This window comes from Pseudomonas monsensis, assembly GCF_014268495.2.
Lineage (GTDB): Bacteria > Pseudomonadota > Gammaproteobacteria > Pseudomonadales > Pseudomonadaceae > Aquipseudomonas > Aquipseudomonas monsensis.
In genome coordinates, this window is sequence record NZ_CP077087.1 from 370,877 (window position 1) to 392,159 (window position 21,283).

The 21,283-nt window shown below is 62.0% G+C and carries 2 protein-coding genes and 1 pseudogene; 1 reads left to right on the forward strand and 2 read right to left on the reverse strand.

The annotated features are described in order from the left end of the window. Nucleotides 1-5: 5 nt before the first annotated feature. Together HV782_RS01705 and HV782_RS28860 are read right to left on the reverse strand one after the other, a co-directional pair. The gene (locus tag HV782_RS01705; protein ID WP_437180216.1) at nt 6-15,752 is read right to left on the reverse strand and encodes an immunoglobulin-like domain-containing protein; all 15,747 of its coding nucleotides are present in this window, start codon (nt 15,750-15,752) and stop codon (nt 6-8) included. Next, a pseudogene (locus tag HV782_RS28860) lies at nt 15,744-19,544 on the reverse strand (retention module-containing protein); the annotation flags it as partial. The gene HV782_RS01705 and the pseudogene HV782_RS28860, both read right to left, overlap by 9 nt. A gap of 357 nt (nt 19,545-19,901) precedes the next feature. On the opposite strand from HV782_RS28860, the gene HV782_RS01710 reads away from it, so the two are divergent. Next, nucleotides 19,902-21,254, forward strand: a complete 1,353-nt coding sequence (locus tag HV782_RS01710) for a TolC family outer membrane protein (protein ID WP_123470337.1) — start codon at nt 19,902-19,904, stop codon at nt 21,252-21,254. Nucleotides 21,255-21,283 lie beyond the last annotated feature (29 nt).

Genomic DNA, 21,283 nt, shown 5'->3' on the forward strand with positions numbered 1-21,283 from the left:
ACGCATCAGCTGTTGTTGTGGTCGACCTTGATGGTCGGGTCGCTGCCGGCAATCAGGTTATGGATGTTGGCGCTCGACCAGTTGTTGCCTTCCAGTTTGATCGTCACGTCCGGTGTCGCGGCGGCGGCATCGGCCGAGTTGAACTTGCCCGCCGAGCTGACTTGCAGCGACGACACGCCGTCGACCGTGGTGATTTTCAGGAAGTTGTCGATGGTGCTGCCGGTCTCGCCCTGCAGCAGATCGCGCAGGTCGATGCGGTCGCCTTCATTGGCATTGAAGTCCTTGATCACGTCGTTGCCGGTGTCGCCAGCCTTCCAGACGAAGGTGTCGGCGCCGGAACCACCGATCAGGATGTCGTTGCCCTGACCGCCGATCAGCGTGTCGTTGCCAGTGCCGCCGAGCAGAATGTCATTGCCCTTGCCGCCATCGAGCAGGTCGTTGCCGCCCGAACCGAACAGGATGTCATTGCCCGCGCCACCCAGCAGGGTGTCGTTGCCGTCATGCGCGCCAGACACATCGAACGCCTGATAGTGCTCGGTGATGTACTGGTGCACGTTGCTGGTAGTGACCTTGCTGACGTCGACGCCGGTCTGCTGCGCTACGAACGCCTGCATCGCCTGATAACCCTCACCGGCAATGCCGTTGAAGCTCACCAGATCGCCGAACAGGATGTCGTTGCCGTCGCCACCGCTGACGGTGTCGTTGCCCGGCAGCGTCGCTTCGGTATGGCCGATGATTGAGTTGGCCAGGTCTTTCGGGTCGATGTTGGTTTGCGGCGAGTGATCCGAGTCATACGGTTTCAGGTCGTTGAGGCTGACACCACTGTTGATACCGATGGCTTCGACGTTCGACAGACCGCTGAGCAAGGTGAAGCTGCTGCTGGAGTTATCGGTGGTAGCCGATGTGGTGCTGTTACCGGTACCCGCCAGGCTCGACAACTCGTAGGTCCCGTCGCCTTGGGCATGAACGGTGCCCAGGTTGGTCGCGGTCCAGCCGTAACGGCTGGTGTAGACCTGCAGCTGCGCACTGCCGTTGGCACTGATGCTCAGGTAATGCGTGCTGTCGATGTAGGTGCTGAAGGTGTCGCCCAGTTTGTAGTTGCTGGTCGTTACCACACTGTCGAACTTCACGTTGCCGTACAGCGTCGGGTTGGTCTGCTCGCCGCTCTGGTAGTAGGTCGGCTGGCCATCAGTGATGAAGTACGTAAGGTTCTTCGCCCCGGTGTTGGCCACGGCTTCCGCGCTCTGGAAGAAGTTGGCCGTGGTCTTGAACACGTCTTCGTAGTTGGTGCCGCCGCCGGACGACATCGAGTCGAGCACGGCTTTGAGCTTGGTCAGTGCGTTCGGATCGTTGAGGTTCACCGACACCGACTTGTTGACCTGGGTATCGAAGTCCACCAGGAAGATGTTCACCGTCCCTGAGTTGCTGCCGCCCAGGCTCTGCTTGAGGGTGTTGAACACCGAGGTCAGAGAGTCCTTGGCAGCGTTGATCGACGAGGTGCTCATGCTGCCCGAGCTGTCGACCATGAACGCGATGTTGTAGTTGGTGCCCGGCACCACGGTAAGACCGCCGATGTCGGCGACCATGATGTCGTTGCCATCGGTGCCGTTGAAGGTGTCATCACCCGAGGTCGCCACCGACGCGGTGTAAACCGCCGGCACCACGGTGACCGGAATGGTCGCGGTGCTGCTGGCCGAACCGCCGACCATCTCGGTGGAGGTCGAGGTCACGGTCAGGTTGAACTGGCCGTTGTAGTAGGTCGGCGGGGTTACGGTCAGGCTGCCCAGGTTCCAGCCGGTGACGTTGGCTTCGCCGTTGCTCGCGGTGACGGTGAAGCTGTGGCCGTTACCGTCGGAGAGCACCGAGCCGACCGGCGCACCGCTGATCTTCACGCTCAGGGTTTCCGAGCCGTCGGTGTCGGTCAGGGCGGTGTTGATCGCCGACAGTTTCACCGTGGTGCCTTCAGCGCCGGTGTTGAGCTTGTAGCCGTCGTAATAACCTTCGCCGTTAGTGCCGTGCAGATCGGAGACGGTCACGCCGGCGTTCACCAGATCCTGCACGCCGGTGTAGATCGGCACGCCGGCGCTGCTCAGGTCGATTGGCGTACTGCCGTTGACCGACAGGTTCACGTCATAGCTGCCCGGGCCGCTCTGGTTGTGGTGGTAGATGTCCAGGGTGTAGTAACCGCTGGTGGTCGGGGTGAACGAACCGCTGATCGCACCACCCGCCCCCCAAGTACCCGACGCCACGCTCTTGCCGCCGATGGTGATCAGCAGGCTGTCGTCGGCCACACCGCTGAAGCTGTAGGTCTTGCCGGCTTCCAGGTAGATCAGGCCCGAGGTTTTCGACGCGGTGCCGGCGGTCACGCTGCCGTCCGACTGCACGTTGGTCACGGTGCCGCTGGAGTTCGGGGTGCCAGCGCCGTCGATGACGGTTTTCAACGTGGTCGAGTCCGCGCCTGCGCCGCTGGTGCCCAGACCCGACAGGCCGGTCCAGACTTCCTTGACCAGCCCGGTGGAATTCACGCTGTTGTCGGCCACGCTCACGGTCGGGGCATCGGCCACAGGCGTGATGTCGATCTTCACGGTGCCGGTGTTGCCCAGCAGTTGGCCGTCGGTTGGCTGGAACTTGATCTGCGCGTAGTCGGCCTGGTTGTTGCCCACGCCGGTACCGCCGTAACCGTTGACGCCCGATTCGTTGGCATCCGGCATGAAGCGCAGTTTGCCGGCGTCGATGTCAGCCTTGCTGAAGGTCTGGTTGTTGGCGACGTCTTTCCAGGTCGAACCGTCCAGATACTGCAGTTTGCCTTCGCCCGGCAGTTGGGTGATTTTGATGCCGAGGCTGCTGGCCGGGCTGTCGACGTCGGTCACACCGAAGGTCGACCAGCCGAGGATCAGCGGCGTGTCTTCGGTGCCAGTGACGTTGACCGGGGCTGCGACCGGCGCATCGTTGACCGCCACCACGTTGACCGTGGTGGTCGCCGTGTTGGAGTAGTTGCCGCCATCGGTCACGGTCACGGTAATGATCCGCGGCACGGTGCTCGGGTTTTCACTGCCGTTGGTGAAGCTGATGTTCTTGATCGCCTGCATGTAGTCGGCGAGCGTCGCATTACCTGACAGGGTCAGGGTCACCGTGCCGTTGGTGCTGTTGGCATTGATGGTGATGCCATTGACGCTGTTGCCCAGGTTCAGCGCATCGCCGTCCTGACGGTTGGTCAGCACAATGGTCGCGCCAGTGAGCATGGTGCTGTCCGGGTCGGTGATGGTCAGGTCAGTGTCGGCAATCGACACGCCGGCGCCCGGGGTGTTTTCGGTGAACGTCACCTTGTAGTCGGCACCAGTGGCGCCGCTGGAGTTGTTGGCGTCGAGGTCGATGACCGGTGGCGCATCGTTGTCGATGATCGAGGTGCTGACGCTGCCGTTGGTGCTGCTGACGGCCAGGTTCTCGAAGTTGCCGCCGGTGGCCGAGTCGATCTTGACCACGAAGTTTTCGGTGCCTTCGGTGATCTTGTCATCAATGGTCGCGACGTTGAACTGCGCGCTGCTGGCGCCCGCCGGGATCTTCACGGTGTACACGCCAGTGAAGTCCGAACCGTCGGCGGCGGTGCCGCTGTAGACGATTTTCAGGGTCACTTCGGTTTGCGCCGGGTGGTTCAGGCTGACCGTGTAGCTGGCGGTCTGGCCTTCGGTCACCGAGCTGCTGCCAGTGATGCTGACGGTGGTGGTGTCGATGGTGTCGGCGACGCTGGTCACGGCCGGTGTCGTGCTGGTGACCAGGTTTTCAAAGCCGCCGCCGCTGGTACCGGTGATGGTCGCCTGCACGGTGCCGGCGTCTTTGTAGACGTCGTCAGCCGGAGCCGGAACGGTCACGGTGCCGGAGGTTTTGCCAGCGTCGATGGTGATCACCGAGCCGTTGCTCAGGGTCACGGTCACCGGCGAGCCGGCGGCGTTGCTCAGGGTTGCGGTGTAGGTGATCTGGCCACCTTCGTTCACCGCCGGGGTCGCGCTCAGCGACAGGTTAGTGGTGTCGACGGTGTCGGTCACGGTAGTGCTGACCGGGGTTTTGTCGGCGACCAGATTTTCGTAGTTACCACCGCTCACGTTGGTGATCGAGTTGGTCAGCGGTGCATGGCCAGTCAACGCATCGTTCGGTGCGGTAGTGGTTGCGGTGCCGGTGGTCTGGCCAACGCCGATGGTGATGGTCTGACCGTTCGACAGGGTTACCACAACTGGCGAGCCAGTCACGGGAGCACCGACGGTGGCGGTGTAGACGACGTTGCCGCCTTCAGCCGCTGTACCGGTCGCGGTCAGTTTCACCGTGGTGGTGTCGATGGTGTCGGTGACGCTGGTCACGGCCGGCGTTGTGCTGGTGACCAGGTTTTCGAAACTGCCGCCAGTGGCGGTTTTGATCGTTGCCTGGACGTTGCCGGCGTCTTTGTAGACGTCGTCGGCTGGCGCTGGAACGGTCACGGTGCCGCTGGTTTTGCCGGCGTCGATGGTGATGACCGAACCGTTGCTCAGGGTCACGGTGACTGGCGAGCCAGCGGCGTTGCTCAGGGTTGCGGTGTAGGTGATCTGGCCACCCTCGGCCACGGTGCCGGTCGCGGACAGCGTCAAGTTGGTGGTGTCGACGGTGTCGGTCACAGTCGTGCTGACCGGGGTTTTGTCTGCGACCAGATTTTCGTAGTTACCACCGCTCACGTTGGTGATCGAATTGGTCAGCGGCGCATGGCCGGTCAACGCATCGTTCGGTGCGGTGGTGGCCGCGGTGCCGGTGGTCTGGCCAACGCCAATGGTGATGGTCTGGCCGTTGGCCAGGGTTACCACGACTGGCGAACCGGTTACTGGAGCACCGACAGTGGCGGTGTAGACGACGTTGCCGCCCTCTGCCGCCGTGGCCGTTGCCGTCAGTTTCACGGTGGTTGTGTCGATGGTATCGGTGACGCTGGTGACGGCTGGAACAGTGCTCGGCACCAGGTTTTCGAAGCTGCCACCAGTGGCGGTGCTGATGGTCGCTTGCACGGTGCCGGCGTCTTTATAGACGTCGTCAGCCGGTGCCGGGACGGTCACGGTGCCGGTGGTTTTGCCCGCTTCGATGGTGATCACGGCGCCGTTGGACAGCGTCACGGTCACTGGCGAGCCGGCGGCGTTGGTCAGGGTCGCGGTGTAGACAATCGAACCGCCTTCAGCGACCGAATTGGTAGCGCTGAGCGACAGATTGGTCGTGTCGACAGTGTCGGTCACCGTAGTGCTGACCGGCGTCTTGTCCGCCACGAGGTTTTCGTAGTTACCGCCGCTGACGTTGGTGATCGCGTTGGTCAGCGGTGCGTGACCGGTCAATACGTCGTTTGGTGCGGTAGTGGTTGCGGTGCCGGTGGTCTGGCCAACGCCGATGGTGATGGTCTGACCGTTGGCCAGGGTTACCACGACTGGCGAACCGGTTACTGGTGCGCCGACGGTTGCGGTGTAGACGACGTTGCCGCCTTCAGCAGCAGTGGCGGTCGCGGTCAGTTTCACCGTGGTGGTGTCGATGGTATCGGTAACGCTGGTCACGGCCGGCGTTGTGCTCGGCACCAGGTTTTCGAAGTTGCCACCGGTGGCAGTCGAAATGGTTGCTTCGACTTTGCCAGCGTCTTTGTAAACGTCGTCGGCTGGCGCAGGAACGGTCACGGTGCCGGTGGTTTTGCCCGCTTCGATGGTGATCACGGCGCCGTTGGACAGCGTCACGGTCACTGGCGAGCCAGCAGCGTTGGTCAGGGTCGCGGTGTAAACAATCGAACCGCCTTCAGCGACCGAATTGGTAGCGCTGAGCGACAGATTGGTCGTGTCGACGGTGTCGGTGACATTGGTCGAAACCGGGGTCTTGTCGGCCACCAGGTTCTCGAAGTTGCCACCTGTTACGTCAGTGATCGAGTTGGTCAGCGGAGCGTGGCCAGTCAATACGTCGTTTGGTGCGGTAGTGGTCGCGGTGCCGGTGGTCTGGCCGACACCAATGGTGATGGTTTGACCATTGGCCAAAGTCACGACAACTGGCGAGCCGGTTACTGGTGCGCCGACAGTCGCGGTGTAAACAACGTTGCCGCCTTCAGCCGCCGACTCGGTGGCCGTCAGTTTCACGGTGGTGGTGTCGATGGTATCGGTAACGCTGGTCACGGCCGGCGTCGTGCTCGGCACCAGATTCTCGAAGTTGCCACCGGTGGCGGTGCTGATGGTCGCCTGTACGGTGCCGGCGTCTTTGTAAACGTCGTCGGCTGGCGCAGGAACGGTCACGGTGCCGGTGGTTTTGCCGGCGTCGATGGTGATCACGGCGCCGTTGGACAGGGTCACGGTGACTGGCGAGCCAGCAGCGTTGGTCAGGGTCGCGGTGTAGACAATCGAACCGCCCTCGGCCACGGTGCCAGTCGCGGACAGCGACAGGTTGGTGGTGTCGACGGTGTCGGTCACGGTGGTGCTGACCGGCGTCTTGTCCGCCACGAGGTTTTCGTAGTTACCGCCGCTGACGTCGGTGATCGCGTTGGTCAGCGGAGCATGGCCAGTCAACGCATCGTTCGGTGCGGTGGTGGTCGCGGTACCGGTGGTCTGACCGACGCCGATGGTGATGGTCTGACCGTTGGCCAGGGTTACCACGACTGGCGAACCGGTTACTGGTGCGCCGACGGTGGCGGTGTAGACGACGTTGCCGCCCTCTGCCGCCGTGGCCGTTGCCGTCAGTTTCACGGTGGTGGTGTCGATGGTATCGGTGACGCTGGTGACGGCCGGAACAGTGCTCGGCACCAGGTTTTCGAAGTTGCCACCGGTGGCGGTGTTGATTGTCGCCTGTACGGTGCCGGCGTCTTTGTAAACGTCGTCAGTCGGTGCCGGGACGGTCACGGTGCCGGTGGTTTTGCCGGCGTCGATGGTGATCACGGCGCCGTTGGACAGGGTCACGGTGACTGGCGAGCCAGCAGCGTTGGTCAGGGTCGCGGTGTAGACAATCGAACCGCCTTCAGCGACCGAATTGGTAGCGCTGAGCGACAGATTGGTCGTGTCGACAGTGTCGGTGACATTGGTCGAAACCGGGGTCTTGTCGGCCACCAGGTTCTCGAAGTTGCCACCTGTTACGTCAGTGATCGAGTTGGTCAGCGGAGCATGGCCGGTCAACGCATCGTTCGGTGCGGTGGTGGTCGCGGTACCGGTGGTCTGACCGACGCCGATGGTGATGGTCTGACCGTTGGCCAAAGTCACGACAACTGGCGAGCCGGTTACCGGTGCGCCGACAGTCGCGGTGTAGGTGACATTGCCACCCTCAGCAGTCGACTCTGTCGCTGTCAGTTTGACGGTGGTGGTGTCGATGGTGTCGGTGACGTTGGTCACTGCCGGTACGGTGCTTGGCACCAGGTTCTCGAAGTTGCCACCGGTGGCGGTCGAAATGGTCGCTTCGACTTTGCCAGCGTCTTTGTAAACGTCGTCGGCTGGTGCCGGGACAGTCACGGTGCCAGTGGTTTTACCGGCTTCGATGGTGATTACCGCGCCGTTCGACAGGGTCACGGTGACTGGCGAGCCAGCGGCGTTGGTCAGGGTCGCGGTGTAAACAATCGAACCGCCTTCAGCGACCGAATTGGTAGCGCTGAGCGACAGATTAGTGGTGTCGACGGTGTCGGTCACGGTGGTGCTGACCGGTGTTTTGTCGGCCACGAGATTTTCGTAGTTGCCGCCGGTCACGCCGGTGATCGAGTTGGTCAGCGGCGCCTGGCCGGTCAGTGCATCGTTCGGTGCAGTGGTGGTCACGGTGCCGGTGGTTTTACCGACTTCGATGGTGATGTTCTGGCCGTTGGCCAGGGTCACCACGACAGGCGAGCCGGTCACTGGAGCGCCAACAGTCGCGGTGTAAGTAACAGTGCCGCCTTCAGCCACGGAGGTATCGGCCGTCAGTTTTACGGTCGAGGTGTCGATGGTATCGGCGACTTCGGTGACGGCCGGAACAGTGCTCGGCACCAGGTTCTCGAAGTTGCCACCGGTCGCGGTCGAAATCGTCGCTTCGACTTTGCCGGCGTCTTTGTAGACGTCATCAGCCGGGGCCGGGACGGTCACGGTGCCGGTGGTTTTGCCGGCGTCGATGGTGATCACGGCGCCGTTGGACAGGGTCACGGTGACTGGCGAGCCAGCAGCGTTGGTCAGGGTCGCGGTGTAGACAATCGAACCGCCTTCAGCGACCGAATTGGTAGCGCTGAGCGACAGATTGGTCGTGTCGACAGTGTCGGTGACATTGGTCGAAACCGGGGTCTTGTCGGCCACCAGGTTCTCGAAGTTGCCACCTGTTACGTCAGTGATCGAGTTGGTCAGCGGCGCGTGGCCAGTCAATGCGTCGTTTGGCGCCGTGGTGGTCGCGGTACCGGTGGTCTGGCCAACTCCAATGGTGATCGTCTGACCGTTGGCCAAAGTCACGACAACTGGCGAGCCGGTTACCGGTGCGCCGACAGTCGCGGTGTAGGTGACATTGCCACCCTCAGCAGTCGACTCTGTCGCTGTCAGTTTGACGGTGGTGGTGTCGATGGTGTCGGTGACGTTGGTCACTGCCGGTACGGTGCTTGGCACCAGGTTTTCGAAGTTGCCACCGGTGGCGGTGCTGATGGTCGCCTGTACGGTGCCGGCGTCTTTGTAGACGTCGTCAGCCGGAGCCGGGACGGTCACGGTGCCGGTGGTTTTACCGGCGTCGATGGTGATTACCGCGCCGTTCGACAGGGTCACGGTCACTGGCGAGCCAGCGGCGTTGGTCAGGGTCGCGGTGTAAACAATCGAACCGCCTTCAGCGACCGAATTGGTAGCGCTGAGCGACAGATTGGTCGTGTCGACAGTGTCGGTCACCGTAGTGCTGACCGGAGTCTTGTCCGCCACGAGGTTTTCGTAGTTACCGCCGCTGACGTTGGTGATCGCGTTGGTCAGCGGTGCGTGACCGGTCAATACGTCGTTTGGCGCCGTGGTGGTCGCGGTACCGGTGGTCTGGCCAACTCCAATGGTGATCGTCTGACCGTTGGCCAAAGTCACGACAACTGGCGAACCGGTTACCGGTGCGCCAACAGTCGCGGTGTAAGTGACGGTGCCGCCTTCAGCTACCGACGTATCAGCCGTCAGTTTGACGGTCGAGGTGTCGATGGTATCGGTGACTTCGGTGACGGCTGGAACAGTGCTCGGTACCAGGTTTTCGAAGTTGCCACCGGTGGCAGTCGAAATGGTTGCTTCGACTTTGCCGGCGTCTTTGTAAACGTCATCAGCCGGTGCCGGGACGGTCACGGTGCCGGTGGTTTTACCGGCGTCGATGGTGATTACCGCGCCGTTGGACAGCGTCACGGTCACTGGCGAGCCAGCAGCGTTGGTCAGGGTTGCGGTGTAAACAATCGAACCGCCTTCAGCCACCGAGCCGGTCGCGCTGAGCGACAGGTTGGTAGTGTCGACAGTGTCAGTGACCGTGGTCGAAACCGGGGTTTTGTCGGCGACCAGATTTTCGTAGTTGCCGCCAGTCACGCCGGTGATCGAGTTGGTCAGCGGCGCCTGGCCGGTCAGTGCATCGTTCGGCGCAGTGGTGGTCACGGTGCCGGTGGTTTTACCGACTTCGATGGTGATGTTCTGACCGTTGGCTAAGGTCACAGTGACAGGCGAGCCGGTTACTGGAGCGCCAACAGTGGCGGTGTAAGTAACGGTACCGCCTTCAGCCACGGAGGTATCGGCCGTCAGTTTGACGGTCGAGGTGTCGATGGTATCGGTGACTTCGGTGACGGCTGGAACAGTGCTCGGTACCAGGTTCTCGAAGTTGCCACCGGTGGCGGTCGAAATCGTCGCTTCGACTTTGCCTGCGTCTTTGTAAACGTCATCAGCCGGGGCCGGGACGGTCACGGTGCCAGTGGTTTTACCGGCTTCGATAGTGATTACCGCGCCGTTCGACAGGGTCACGGTCACTGGCGAGCCAGCAGCGTTGGTCAGGGTAGCGGTATAAACAATCGAACCGCCTTCAGCCACCGAGCCGGTCGCGCTGAGCGACAGGTTGGTAGTGTCGACAGTGTCAGTGACCGTGGTCGAAACCGGGGTTTTGTCGGCGACCAGATTTTCGTAGTTGCCGCCAGTCACGCCGGTGATCGAGTTGGTCAGCGGCGCCTGGCCGGTCAGTGCATCGTTCGGCGCAGTGGTGGTCACGGTGCCGGTGGTTTTACCGACTTCGATGGTGATGTTCTGACCGTTGGCTAAGGTCACAGTGACAGGCGAGCCGGTTACTGGAGCGCCAACAGTGGCGGTGTAAGTAACGGTACCGCCTTCAGCCACGGAGGTATCGGCCGTCAGTTTGACGGTCGAGGTGTCGATGGTATCGGCGACTTCGGTGACGGCCGGAACAGTGCTCGGCACCAGGTTCTCGAAGTTGCCACCGGTGGCGGTCGAAATGGTTGCTTCGACTTTGCCGGCGTCTTTGTAAACGTCGTCGGCTGGCGCAGGAACGGTCACGGTGCCGGTGGTTTTGCCGGCGTCGATGGTGATCACGGCGCCGTTGGACAGGGTCACGGTGACTGGCGAGCCAGCAGCGTTGGTCAACGTTGCGGTGTAAACAATCGAACCGCCCTCGGCCACGGTGCCAGTCGCGGACAGCGACAGGTTGGTGGTGTCGACGGTGTCGGTCACGTTTGTGCTGACTGGCGTCTTGTCCGCCACGAGGTTTTCGTAGTTACCGCCGCTGACGTTGGTGATCGCGTTGGTCAGCGGTGCGTGACCGGTCAATACGTCGTTTGGTGCGGTAGTGGTCGCGGTGCCGGTGGTCTGGCCAACGCCGATGGTGATGGTCTGACCGTTGGCCAGGGTTACCACGACTGGCGAACCGGTTACTGGTGCGCCGACGGTGGCGGTGTAGACGACGTTGCCGCCTTCAGCGGCCGTGGCGGTTGCGGTCAGTTTCACCGTGGTGGTGTCGATGGTATCGGTGACGCTGGTCACGGCCGGCGTTGTGCTGGTGACCAGGTTTTCGAAGTTGCCACCGGTGGCGGTGCTGATGGTCGCCTGTACGGTGCCGGCGTCTTTGTAGACGTCGTCAGCCGGTGCCGGGACGGTCACGGTGCCGGTGGTTTTACCGGCTTCGATGGTGATTACCGCGCCATTCGACAGGGTCACGGTCACTGGCGAGCCAGCAGCGTTGGTCAGGGTTGCGGTGTAAACAATCGAACCGCCTTCAGCGACCGAATTGGTAGCGCTGAGCGACAGATTGGTCGTGTCGACGGTGTCGGTGACATTGGTCGAAACCGGGGTCTTGTCGGCCACCAGGTTCTCGAAGTTGCCACCTGTTACGTCAGTGATCGAGTTGGTCAGCGGAGCGTGGCCAGTCAATACGTCGTTTGGTGCGGTAGTGGTCGCGGTGCCGGTGGTCTGGCCGACACCAATGGTGATGGTTTGACCATTGGCCAAAGTCACGACAACTGGCGAGCCGGTTACCGGTGCGCCGACAGTCGCGGTGTAGGTGACATTGCCACCCTCAGCAGTCGACTCTGTCGCTGTCAGTTTGACGGTGGTGGTGTCGATGGTGTCGGTGACGTTGGTCACTGCCGGTACGGTGCTTGGCACCAGGTTCTCGAAGTTGCCACCGGTGGCGGTCGAAATGGTCGCTTCGACTTTGCCAGCGTCTTTGTAAACGTCGTCGGCTGGTGCCGGGACAGTCACGGTGCCAGTGGTTTTACCGGCTTCGATGGTGATTACCGCGCCGTTCGACAGGGTCACGGTGACTGGCGAGCCAGCGGCGTTGGTCAGGGTCGCGGTGTAAACAATCGAACCGCCTTCAGCGACCGAATTGGTAGCGCTGAGCGACAGATTAGTGGTGTCGACGGTGTCGGTCACGGTGGTGCTGACCGGTGTTTTGTCGGCCACGAGATTTTCGTAGTTGCCGCCGGTCACGCCGGTGATCGAGTTGGTCAGCGGCGCCTGGCCGGTCAGTGCATCGTTCGGTGCAGTGGTGGTCACGGTGCCGGTGGTTTTACCGACTTCGATGGTGATGTTCTGGCCGTTGGCCAGGGTCACCACGACAGGCGAGCCGGTTACTGGAGCGCCAACAGTCGCGGTGTAAGTAACAGTGCCGCCTTCAGCCACGGAGGTATCGGCCGTCAGTTTTACGGTCGAGGTGTCGATGGTATCGGTGACTTCGGTGACGGCTGGAACAGTGCTCGGTACCAGGTTTTCGAAGTTGCCACCGGTGGCGGTGCTGATGGTCGCTTCGACTTTGCCAGCGTCTTTGTAAACGTCGTCGGCTGGCGCAGGAACAGTCACGGCGCCAGTAGTTTTACCGGCTTCGATAGTGATTACCGCGCCGTTCGACAGGGTCACGGTCACTGGCGAGCCAGCAGCGTTGGTCAGGGTTGCGGTGTAGACGATCGAGCCACCTTCAGCCACCGAGCCGGTCGCGCTGAGCGACAGATTGGTAGTGTCGACAGTGTCAGTGACCGTGGTCGATACCGGGGTCTTGTCGGCCACCAGGTTCTCGAAGTTGCCACCTGTTACGTCAGTGATCGCATTGGTCAGCGGAGCATGGCCAGTCAACGCATCGTTCGGTGCGGTGGTGGTCGCGGTGCCGGTGGTCTGGCCGACACCGATGGTGATGGTTTGACCATTGGCCAAAGTCACGACAACTGGCGAACCGGTCACCGGCGCGCCCACGGTCGCGGTGTAGGTTACGGTGCCGCCCTCAGCCGCCGACTCGGTCGCGGTGAGTTTGACGGTGGTGGTGTCGATGGTGTCGGTGACGTTGGTCACGGCCGGCACGGTGCTTGGCACCAGATTCTCGAAGTTGCCGCCCGTTGCCTCCTTGATCGTGACTTCGACTTTACCGGCGTCTTTGTAAACGTCGTCGGCTGGCGCAGGAACGGTCACGGTGCCGCTGGTTTTGCCCGCTTCGATGGTGATCACCGAACCGTTCGACAGAGTCACGGTTACCGGGGTGCCGGCCGGGTTGGTCAGGGTCGCGGTGTAAACGATCGACCCGCCTTCAGCCACCGAATCGGTCGCGGTCAGGTTCAGGTTGGTGGTGTCGGTGGTGTCCGAAACCGTGGTGTCGGCGGACTTGCCGTCGACCGCCAGTTTTTCGAAATTGCCGCCAGTGGCGCCGTCGATGGTCACGCTCAGCGAGCTGCCGCCGGCCAGAGGGCTGTTCGGTGCAACGAAGTTCACCGAGCCGGTGGTTTCACCGACAGCGATGGTGATGGTCTGGCCGTTGGACAGGGTCACGACAACCGGCGAGCCAGTCACTGGCGCGGTCACGGTTGCGGTGTAGACCACGGTTTCGCCTTCAGCGACGTTCGCCGTGGCGGTCAGCGACACGGTGGAGGTGTCGATAGTGTCGTTGACGGTAGTGACCGCTGGCGCTGTGCTGGTGACCAGGTTTTCGAAGTCGCCGCCAGTCGCGCCTTTGATAGTCGCTTCAACCGTGCCGGCATCTTTGTAGACGTCGTCTTTCGGTGCGTCGACGGTGACGGTGCCGGTGGTTTTGCCGGCGTCGATGGTGATCACGGCACCATTCGACAGAGTCACGGTGACCGGCGAGCCAGCAGCATTGGTCAGGGTCGCGGTGTAGGTGATCTGGCCGCCTTCGTTCACCGAACCGGTGGCGCTCAGCGACAGGTTGGTGGTGTCGACCGTGTCGGTGACGGTGGTGCTGACCGGGGTTTTGTCGGCCACGAGGTTTTCGTAATTGCCGCCGGAAACGTCGGTGATCGCGTTGGTCAGCGGCGCGTGGCCAGTCAGCGCATCGTTCGGCGCGGTGGTGGTCACAGTGCCGGTGGTTTTGCCGACTTCGATGGTGATGTTCTGGCCGTTGGCCAGGGTCACGACCACCGGCGAACCGGTGACCGGTGCGCCAACAGTAGCGGTGTAGGTGACCGTGCCACCTTCAGCGGCCGACTCGGTGGCGGTCAGTTTGACCGTCGAGGTGTCGATGGTGTCAGTGACTTCGGTCACCGCTGGCGTGGTACTCGGCACCAAATTTTCGAAGTTGCCGCCAGTCGCGTCCTTGATCGTCACTTCCACTTTGCCGGCGTCTTTATAGACGTCATCGGCAGGTGCAGGAACGGTCACGGTGCCAGTGGTTTTGCCGGCTTCGATGGTGATTACCGAACCGTTCGACAGAGTCACGGTTACCGGGGTACCGGCCGGGTTGGTCAGGGTTGCGGTGTAAACGATCGACCCGCCTTCAGCCACGGTGCCGGTCGCGCTCAGCGTCAGGTCGGTGGTGTCAGTGGTGTCGGTGACGGTGGTGCTGACCGGGGTTTTGTCAGCCACGAGGTTTTCGTAATTACCGCCGGAAACGTCGGTGATCGCGTTGGTCAGAGGCGCGTGGCCGGTCAGCGCATCGTTCGGCGCGGTGGTGGTCACGGTGCCGGTGGTTTTACCCACTTCGATGGTGATGTTCTGGCCGTTGGCCAGGGTCACGACGACAGGCGAACCGGTGACTGGCGCGCCAACGGTGGCGGTGTAGGTGACGGTGCCACCTTCAGCCGCCGACTCGGTGGCGGTCAGTTTGACGGTGGTGGTATCGACGGTATCGGTGACTTCGGTCACGGCTGGCGTGGTGCTCGGCACCAGGTTCTCGAAGTTGCCGCCGGTGGCGTCTTTGATAGTGACTTCGACTTTGCCGGCGTCCTTGTAGACGTCATCGGCTGGCGCAGGAACGGTCACGGTGCCGGTGGTCTTGCCCGCTTCGATGGTGATCACCGAGCCGTTCGACAGAGTCACGGTCATCGGGGTGCCGGCCGGATTGGTCAGCGTCGCGGTGTAGATGATCGAACCGCCCTCGGCGACCGAGTTGGTGGCGCTGAGCGAGAGGTCAGTGGTGTCGACGGTGTCAGTGACCGTGGTCGAAACCGGGGTCTTGTCGGCCACCAGGTTTTCGTAGTTACCGCCGCTTACACCCGTGATCGAATTACCCAGCGACGCCTGACCGGTCAGCGCATCGTTCGGCGCGGTGAAGGTCACGGTGCCGGTGGTTTTGCCGACTTCGATGGTAATGCTCTGACCATTGGCCAGGGTCACCACGACCGGCGAACCGGTGACCGGCGCGCCGACAGTAGCGGTATAGGTGACGGTGCCGCCTTCAGCCACAGTGGTGTCGGCCGTCAGCTTCACGGTCGAGGTGTCGATGGTGTCAGTCACTTCGGTGACGGCTGGAACAGTGCTCGGTACCAGATTCTCGAAGTTGCCGCCGGTGGCGTCTTTGATAGTGACTTCGACCTTGCCTGCGTCCTTGTAGACGTCATCGGCTGGTGCAGGAACGGTCACGGTGCCGGTGGTTTTGCCCGCTTCGATGGTGATCACCGAACCGTTCGACAGGGTCACAGTCACCGGCGAGCCAGCCGGGTTGGTCAGCGTCGCGGTGTAAACGATCGAACCGCCTTCAGCCAGGGTGCCGGTCGCGCTCAGCGTCAGGTCGGTGGTGTCAGTAGTGTCGGTGACGGTGGTGCTGACCGGGGTTTTGTCGGCCACGAGGTTTTCGTAATTGCCGCCGGAAACGTCGGTGATCGCGTTGGTCAGAGGCGCGTGGCCAGTCAGCGCATCGTTCGGCGCGGTGGTGGTCACGGTGCCGGTGGTTTTACCCACTTCGATGGTGATGTTCTGGCCGTTGGCCAAGGTCACGACGACAGGCGAACCGGTGACGGGTGCGCCGACAGTAGCGGTATAGGTGACGGTGCCACCTTCAGCGGCAGTCTCGGTGGCGGTCAGTTTGACCGTCGAGGTGTCGATGGTGTCGGTGACCTCGGTCACTGCAGGAACGGTGCTCGGAACGAGGTTCTCGAAGTCGCCGCCGGTGGCGTCCTTGATGGTCACTTCGACTTTGCCGGCGTCCTTGTAGACGTCATCGGCTGGTGCAGGAACGGTCACGGTGCCGGTGGTTTTGCCCGCTTCGATGGTGATTACCGAACCGTTCGACAGAGTCACGGTTACCGGGGTGCCGGCCGGGTTGGTCAGGGTTGCGGTGTAAACGATCGACCCGCCTTCAGCCACGGTGCCGGTCGCAGTGAGCGACAGGTTGGTAGTGTCGACAGTGTCAGTGACCGTGGTCGAAACCGGGGTTTTGTCGGCGACCAGACTCTCGTAGTTACCGCCGCTTACGTCAGTGATCGCATTGGTCAGCGGGGTGTGGCCGGTCAACGCATCGTTAGGCGCGGTGGTGGTCACGGTGCCGGTGGTTTTGCCGACTTCGATGGTGATGTTCTGGCCGTTGGCCAAGGTCACGACGACAGGCGAGCCGGTGACTGGCGCGCCAACAGTGGCAGTGTAAGTAACGGTGCCACCTTCAGCCGCCGACTCGGTAGCGGTCAGTTTGACGGTGGTGGTGTCGACGGTATCGGTCACGTCGGTGACGGCTGGAACGGTGCTCGGAACGAGGTTCTCGAAGTTGCCGCCAGTGGCGTCCTTGATGGTGACTTCGACTTTGCCGGCGTCTTTGTAGACGTCATCGGCTGGCGCCGGAACGGTCACGGTGCCGGTGGTTTTGCCGGCTTCGATAGTGATTACCGAACCGTTCGACAGGGTCACGGTCACTGGCGAGCCAGCAGCGTTGGTCAGGGTTGCGGTGTAGACGATCGAGCCGCCTTCAGCCACGGTGCCGGTCGCGCTCAGCGTCAGGTCGGTGGTGTCAGTAGTGTCGGTGACGGTGGTGCTGACCGGGGTCTTGTCGGCCACGAGGTTTTCGTAATTGCCGCCGGAAACGTCGGTGATCGCGTTGGTCAGCGGGGTGTGGCCGGTCAGCGCATCGTTCGGCGCAGTGGTGGTCACGGTGCCGGTGGTTTTGCCGACTTCGATGGTGATGTTCTGGCCGTTGGCCAGGGTCACGACGACAGGCGAACCGGTGACTGGCGCGCCAACGGTGGCGGTGTAGGTGACGGTGCCACCTTCAGCCGCCGACTCGGTGGCAGTCAGTTTGACGGTGGTGGTGTCGACGGTATCGGTCACGTCGGTGACGGCTGGAACGGTGCTCGGAACGAGGTTCTCGAAGTTGCCGCCAGTGGCGTCCTTGATGGTCACTTCGACTTTGCCGGCGTCTTTGTAGACGTCATCAGCTGGCGCAGGAACGGTCACGGTGCCGGTGGTTTTGCCGGCTTCGATGGTGATTACCGAACCGTTCGACAGAGTCACGGTGACTGGCGAGCCAGCGGCGTTGGTCAAGGTTGCGGTGTAAACAATCGAACCGCCCTCGGCCACGGTCCCCGTCGCGCTCAGCGTCAGGTCGGTGGTGTCAGTGGTGTCGGTGACGGTGGTGCTGACCGGAGTTTTGTCGGCAACGAGGTCTTCGTAATTGCCGCCGCTCACGCCCGTGATCGCGTTGGTGATCGGCGCCTGACCGGTCAGCGCATCGTTCGGTGCAGTAGTGGTCACGGTGCCGCTGGTTTTGCCGACTTCGATGGTAATGCTCTGACCATTGGCCAGCGTCACGACCACCGGCGAACCGGTGACCGGCGCGCCAACAGTGGCGGTGTAGGTGACGGTGCCACCTTCAGCGACCGAGGTGTCAGCCGTGAGTTTCACGGTCGAGGTGTCGATGGTGTCGGTGACTTCGGTAACGGCTGGCGTGGTGCTTGGCACCAGATTCTCGAAGTTGCCGCCGGTGGCGTCCTTGATCGTCACTTCGACTTTGCCGGCGTCTTTATAGACGTCATCGGCAGGCGCAGGAACGGTCACGGTGCCAGTGGTCTTGCCGGCTTCGATGGTGATTACCGAGCCATTCGACAGGGTCACGGTGACAGGCGTGCCGGCCGGATTGGTCAGGGTCGCGGTGTAAACGATCGAACCACCCTCGGCCACGGAACCGGTCGCGCTCAGCGACAGGTTGGTGGTATCGGCGACGTCGGTAACAGTGGTCGAAACCGGGGTCTTGTCGGCGACCAGATCTTCGTAATTACCACCGGAAACACCGGTGATCGAGTTGGTCAGCGGCGCATTGCCGGCCAACGCATCGTTAGGCGCGGTGGTGGTCACGGTGCCGCTGGTTTTGCCGACTTCGATGGTGATGCTCTGACCGTTGGCCAAAGTCACGATGACAGGCGAGCCGGTGACCGGCGCGCCGACGGTGGCGGTGTAGGTGACGGTGCCACCTTCAGCCACAGTGGTGTCAGCCGTGAGTTTCACGGTCGAGGTGTCGATGGTGTCAGTTACTTCGGTAACGGCTGGTGTGGTGCTCGGCACCAGGTTTTCGAAGTTGCCGCCGGTGGCGTCCTTGATGGTGACTTCGACTTTGCCGGCGTCTTTATAGACGTCATCGGCTGGCGCCGGAACGGTCACGGTGCCGGTAGTCTTGCCCGCTTCGATGGTGATTACCGAGCCGTTGCTCAGGGTCACAGTGACTGGCGTGCCGGCCGGGTTGGTCAGGGTTGCGGTGTAAACAATCGAACCGCCTTCAGCCACGGTGCCGGTGGCTGTCAGCGACAGGTTGGTGTCGTCGATCGAATCGGTAATGGTGGTGGTCGCTGGCGTCGTGTTCGGCACCAGGTTTTCGAAATTGCCGCCGGTAGCACCGGTGATGGTGGTGCTGACGGTGCTGCCATTGTTGTAAACGTCGTTGGCCGCAGTCGGCACGTTGACGGTGCCAGTGGTCTGGCCGGCTTCGATGGTGATGGTCGAACCGTTCGACAGGGTGACGGTCACCGGCGTCTGCGCCGGGTTGGTCAGCGTCGCGGTGTAGGTGATCTGGCCGCCTTCGGTGACGCTGTTGCCAGCGGTCAGCGTGACGGTGGTGGTGTCGATGGTGTCAGTGACCTGGGTCGTGGCCGGGGTGGTCGGCGGGGTCACGGTGATGCCGTTACCGCCAGTGGTGCCGGTGACGGTCACGTCGATCTGGGTCGGGTCGTTATAAACGGTGTCGTTCGGTGCCAGTGGCACGTTGACGGTGCCGGTGGTAGAGCCAGCCGGAATCACGATCACCGAGCCGTTGGACAGGGTAATGGTCAGGTCGGTCAGCGGCGCCTGGGTCAGGGTTGCGGTGTACACCAGCACGCCGCCGGCTTCGGTGATGGTCGGCGTGGCGCTGAGGCTCAGGGTCGACTCACGCAGGGCGTTGGTGGTGGTGTCGGTGGTCTGGCCGCCGGTGATGTTCTGCGCCGCTTGTGCGCCGGCATTGATGCCCGCCGTCGGGAAGCCGATGGTCGGGTCGACGCGGCCAGCGGTGGCGTCGAGCATCACGAAACTGTGGCCGCCACCAGCGGCACCGCCAGTGCCTGCGGCGGTGGCGCCGGCAGCGGTGGCTTCAAGGGCGGTGGTCGGGTCGGCACCGGCGGCGATGGCCTGCTGCAACTCGGCTACAGAGGGTGCGGCCTGCGCGGTGGCTTCGGCCAGGTCAGTGCTGGAGTCGGGCGCGTTGGCGCTCCACTGGGTTTCGCGGCCCAGGTCCAGGGTGCGGCCATCAGCCAGTTCCAGCGACACGGCGCCAGAGAGGCCAGTGTCAATCTGATCGCCGACAAACAGTCGATCGCCTTCAACGAGTACGCGGCGTACGCCCTCTGGGGACACCACGAATACCTGACCGACAATGCTTTTGACGATGGCAACAACACTGCTCATTGAAGACTCTCCGGGTGTCACGTTCAGTTGACTTCCATACACCTGATGGCTTGGGCGCCGATTCAGTCTGGACGTACTTTTAAAATTTGCGAATCAAGATTGACGCATGTTTTCGTCAATAATTTGGCTATATTCTTTCGCGATTAACTTTATGCCAAACTATTGACCTTATGGGTGCCATCCTAAACAATCGCCCCACTAATGTCACATTGATATTTCCGCGGCGACCTGTCCTTTAGCGTGTGATCCAGTTCCTGTTTTGAACTTTCCGACATACGGTCAATCTGGTTGCCATCATCCGACGCAGCGCCACGTTTTGCTGTGATTCAAGACAAGAAGTTCTGGGAAATTCCTATCATGCGTTCGCCACTGCTTTTCGCCGTACCCTTCGCTCTCGCCGCCTCGTTTGTACAAGCACAATCCTTACCAGAAGCCATGCAGCAGGCACTGGATGTCCATCCGGAAATCCAGGCAGGGGTCAACAGTCGTTTGGCCGCGGATTATCAGTTAAAGGCAGCAAAAGGTGGATACCTGCCCAAGGTCGATCTGCTCGGCGGTTATGGTCGTGAGGGCACCGACAGCGTGACCACCCGCGCCAACGGCGGTGGCAATCACTGGGAGACCCTGAACCGCAGCGAGTCAAGTTTACGTCTCTCGCAAATGGTCTTCGACGGTTTTGCGACATCCAGCGAAGTCGGGCGTCAACAAGCCACCGTCAACTCCCGCGCCTACTCGTTGCTCGGCACTTCCGAGCGCACCGCGCTGACCGTCGCCCAGGTGTATCTGGACGTGCTGACCCGTCGCGAATTCGTGCGTCTGGCCGAGGAAAACCTCAAGAGCCACCAGCGCATCTATGACCAGATCCAGTTGCGCACCCAGCGTGGCGTCGGCAGCGGCGCCGACCTCGATCAGGCCGAAGCGCGGATGGCCCAGGCGCGTAACAACCTGATCACCGAACAGACCAACCTCGCCGACTCCGAGACCAACTTCCTCAGCGCCGTCGGCCAGATGCCCGATCAGTTGGAGCGCCCGGCACCGTTCATGGCGATGATGCCGGCCAACCTCAATGAAGCCCGCGCACAGATGCTGGAGAACAGCCCGATCCTGCGTTCGGCCGAGTCGGACATCGCCGCCGCCGAGAAGCAGTACGAAACCGCCAAGTCGACCTTCTACCCGCGTTTCGACGCCGAACTGGGTCGCACCGCCGACAACGATCTGGACGGCCAGAACGGTCACAACAACGAGTGGCAGGCCATGCTGCGCATGCGCTTCAACCTCTATTCGGGCGGCAGCAACAAGGCCGACCTGGAATCCAAGTCGTACCTGTCGAACCAGGCGCTGGACATCCGCAACAACGCCCTGCGTCAGTTGAACGAAGAACTCGGTCTGGCCTGGAATGCCTTGAACAACGCCAATGCTCAGGTGCCGATCGCTCAGCAGTACGTCGACCACAGCACCTCGGTGCGCACCGCTTACCAGCGTCAGTTCAGCCTCGGCGAGCGTACTCTGCTTGACTTGCTCGACAGCGAAAACGAGTTGTTCACCGCTTCGCGGCGTCTGGCTGAAATCAAAAACATTCAGTTATTTACTCAGTATCGAATCAAGGCGACCATGGGCGAGTTGCTCAGAAGCCAGGGAGTGGTCGCGCCATTGGCATCCGTTGTGCAGAACGACGTGAAGCCCAAGGTCCAGCTGCCTGGGATGAATTGAGTTATCCCTTTTCAACAGTCAAAGAGTGT

What these genes read in the sequence shown, in the direction of transcription:
- HV782_RS01710 (WP_123470337.1), top strand. Translation starts at nt 19,902, where the DNA reads ATGCGTTCGCCACTGCTTTTCGCCGTACCCTTCGCTCTCGCCGCCTCG.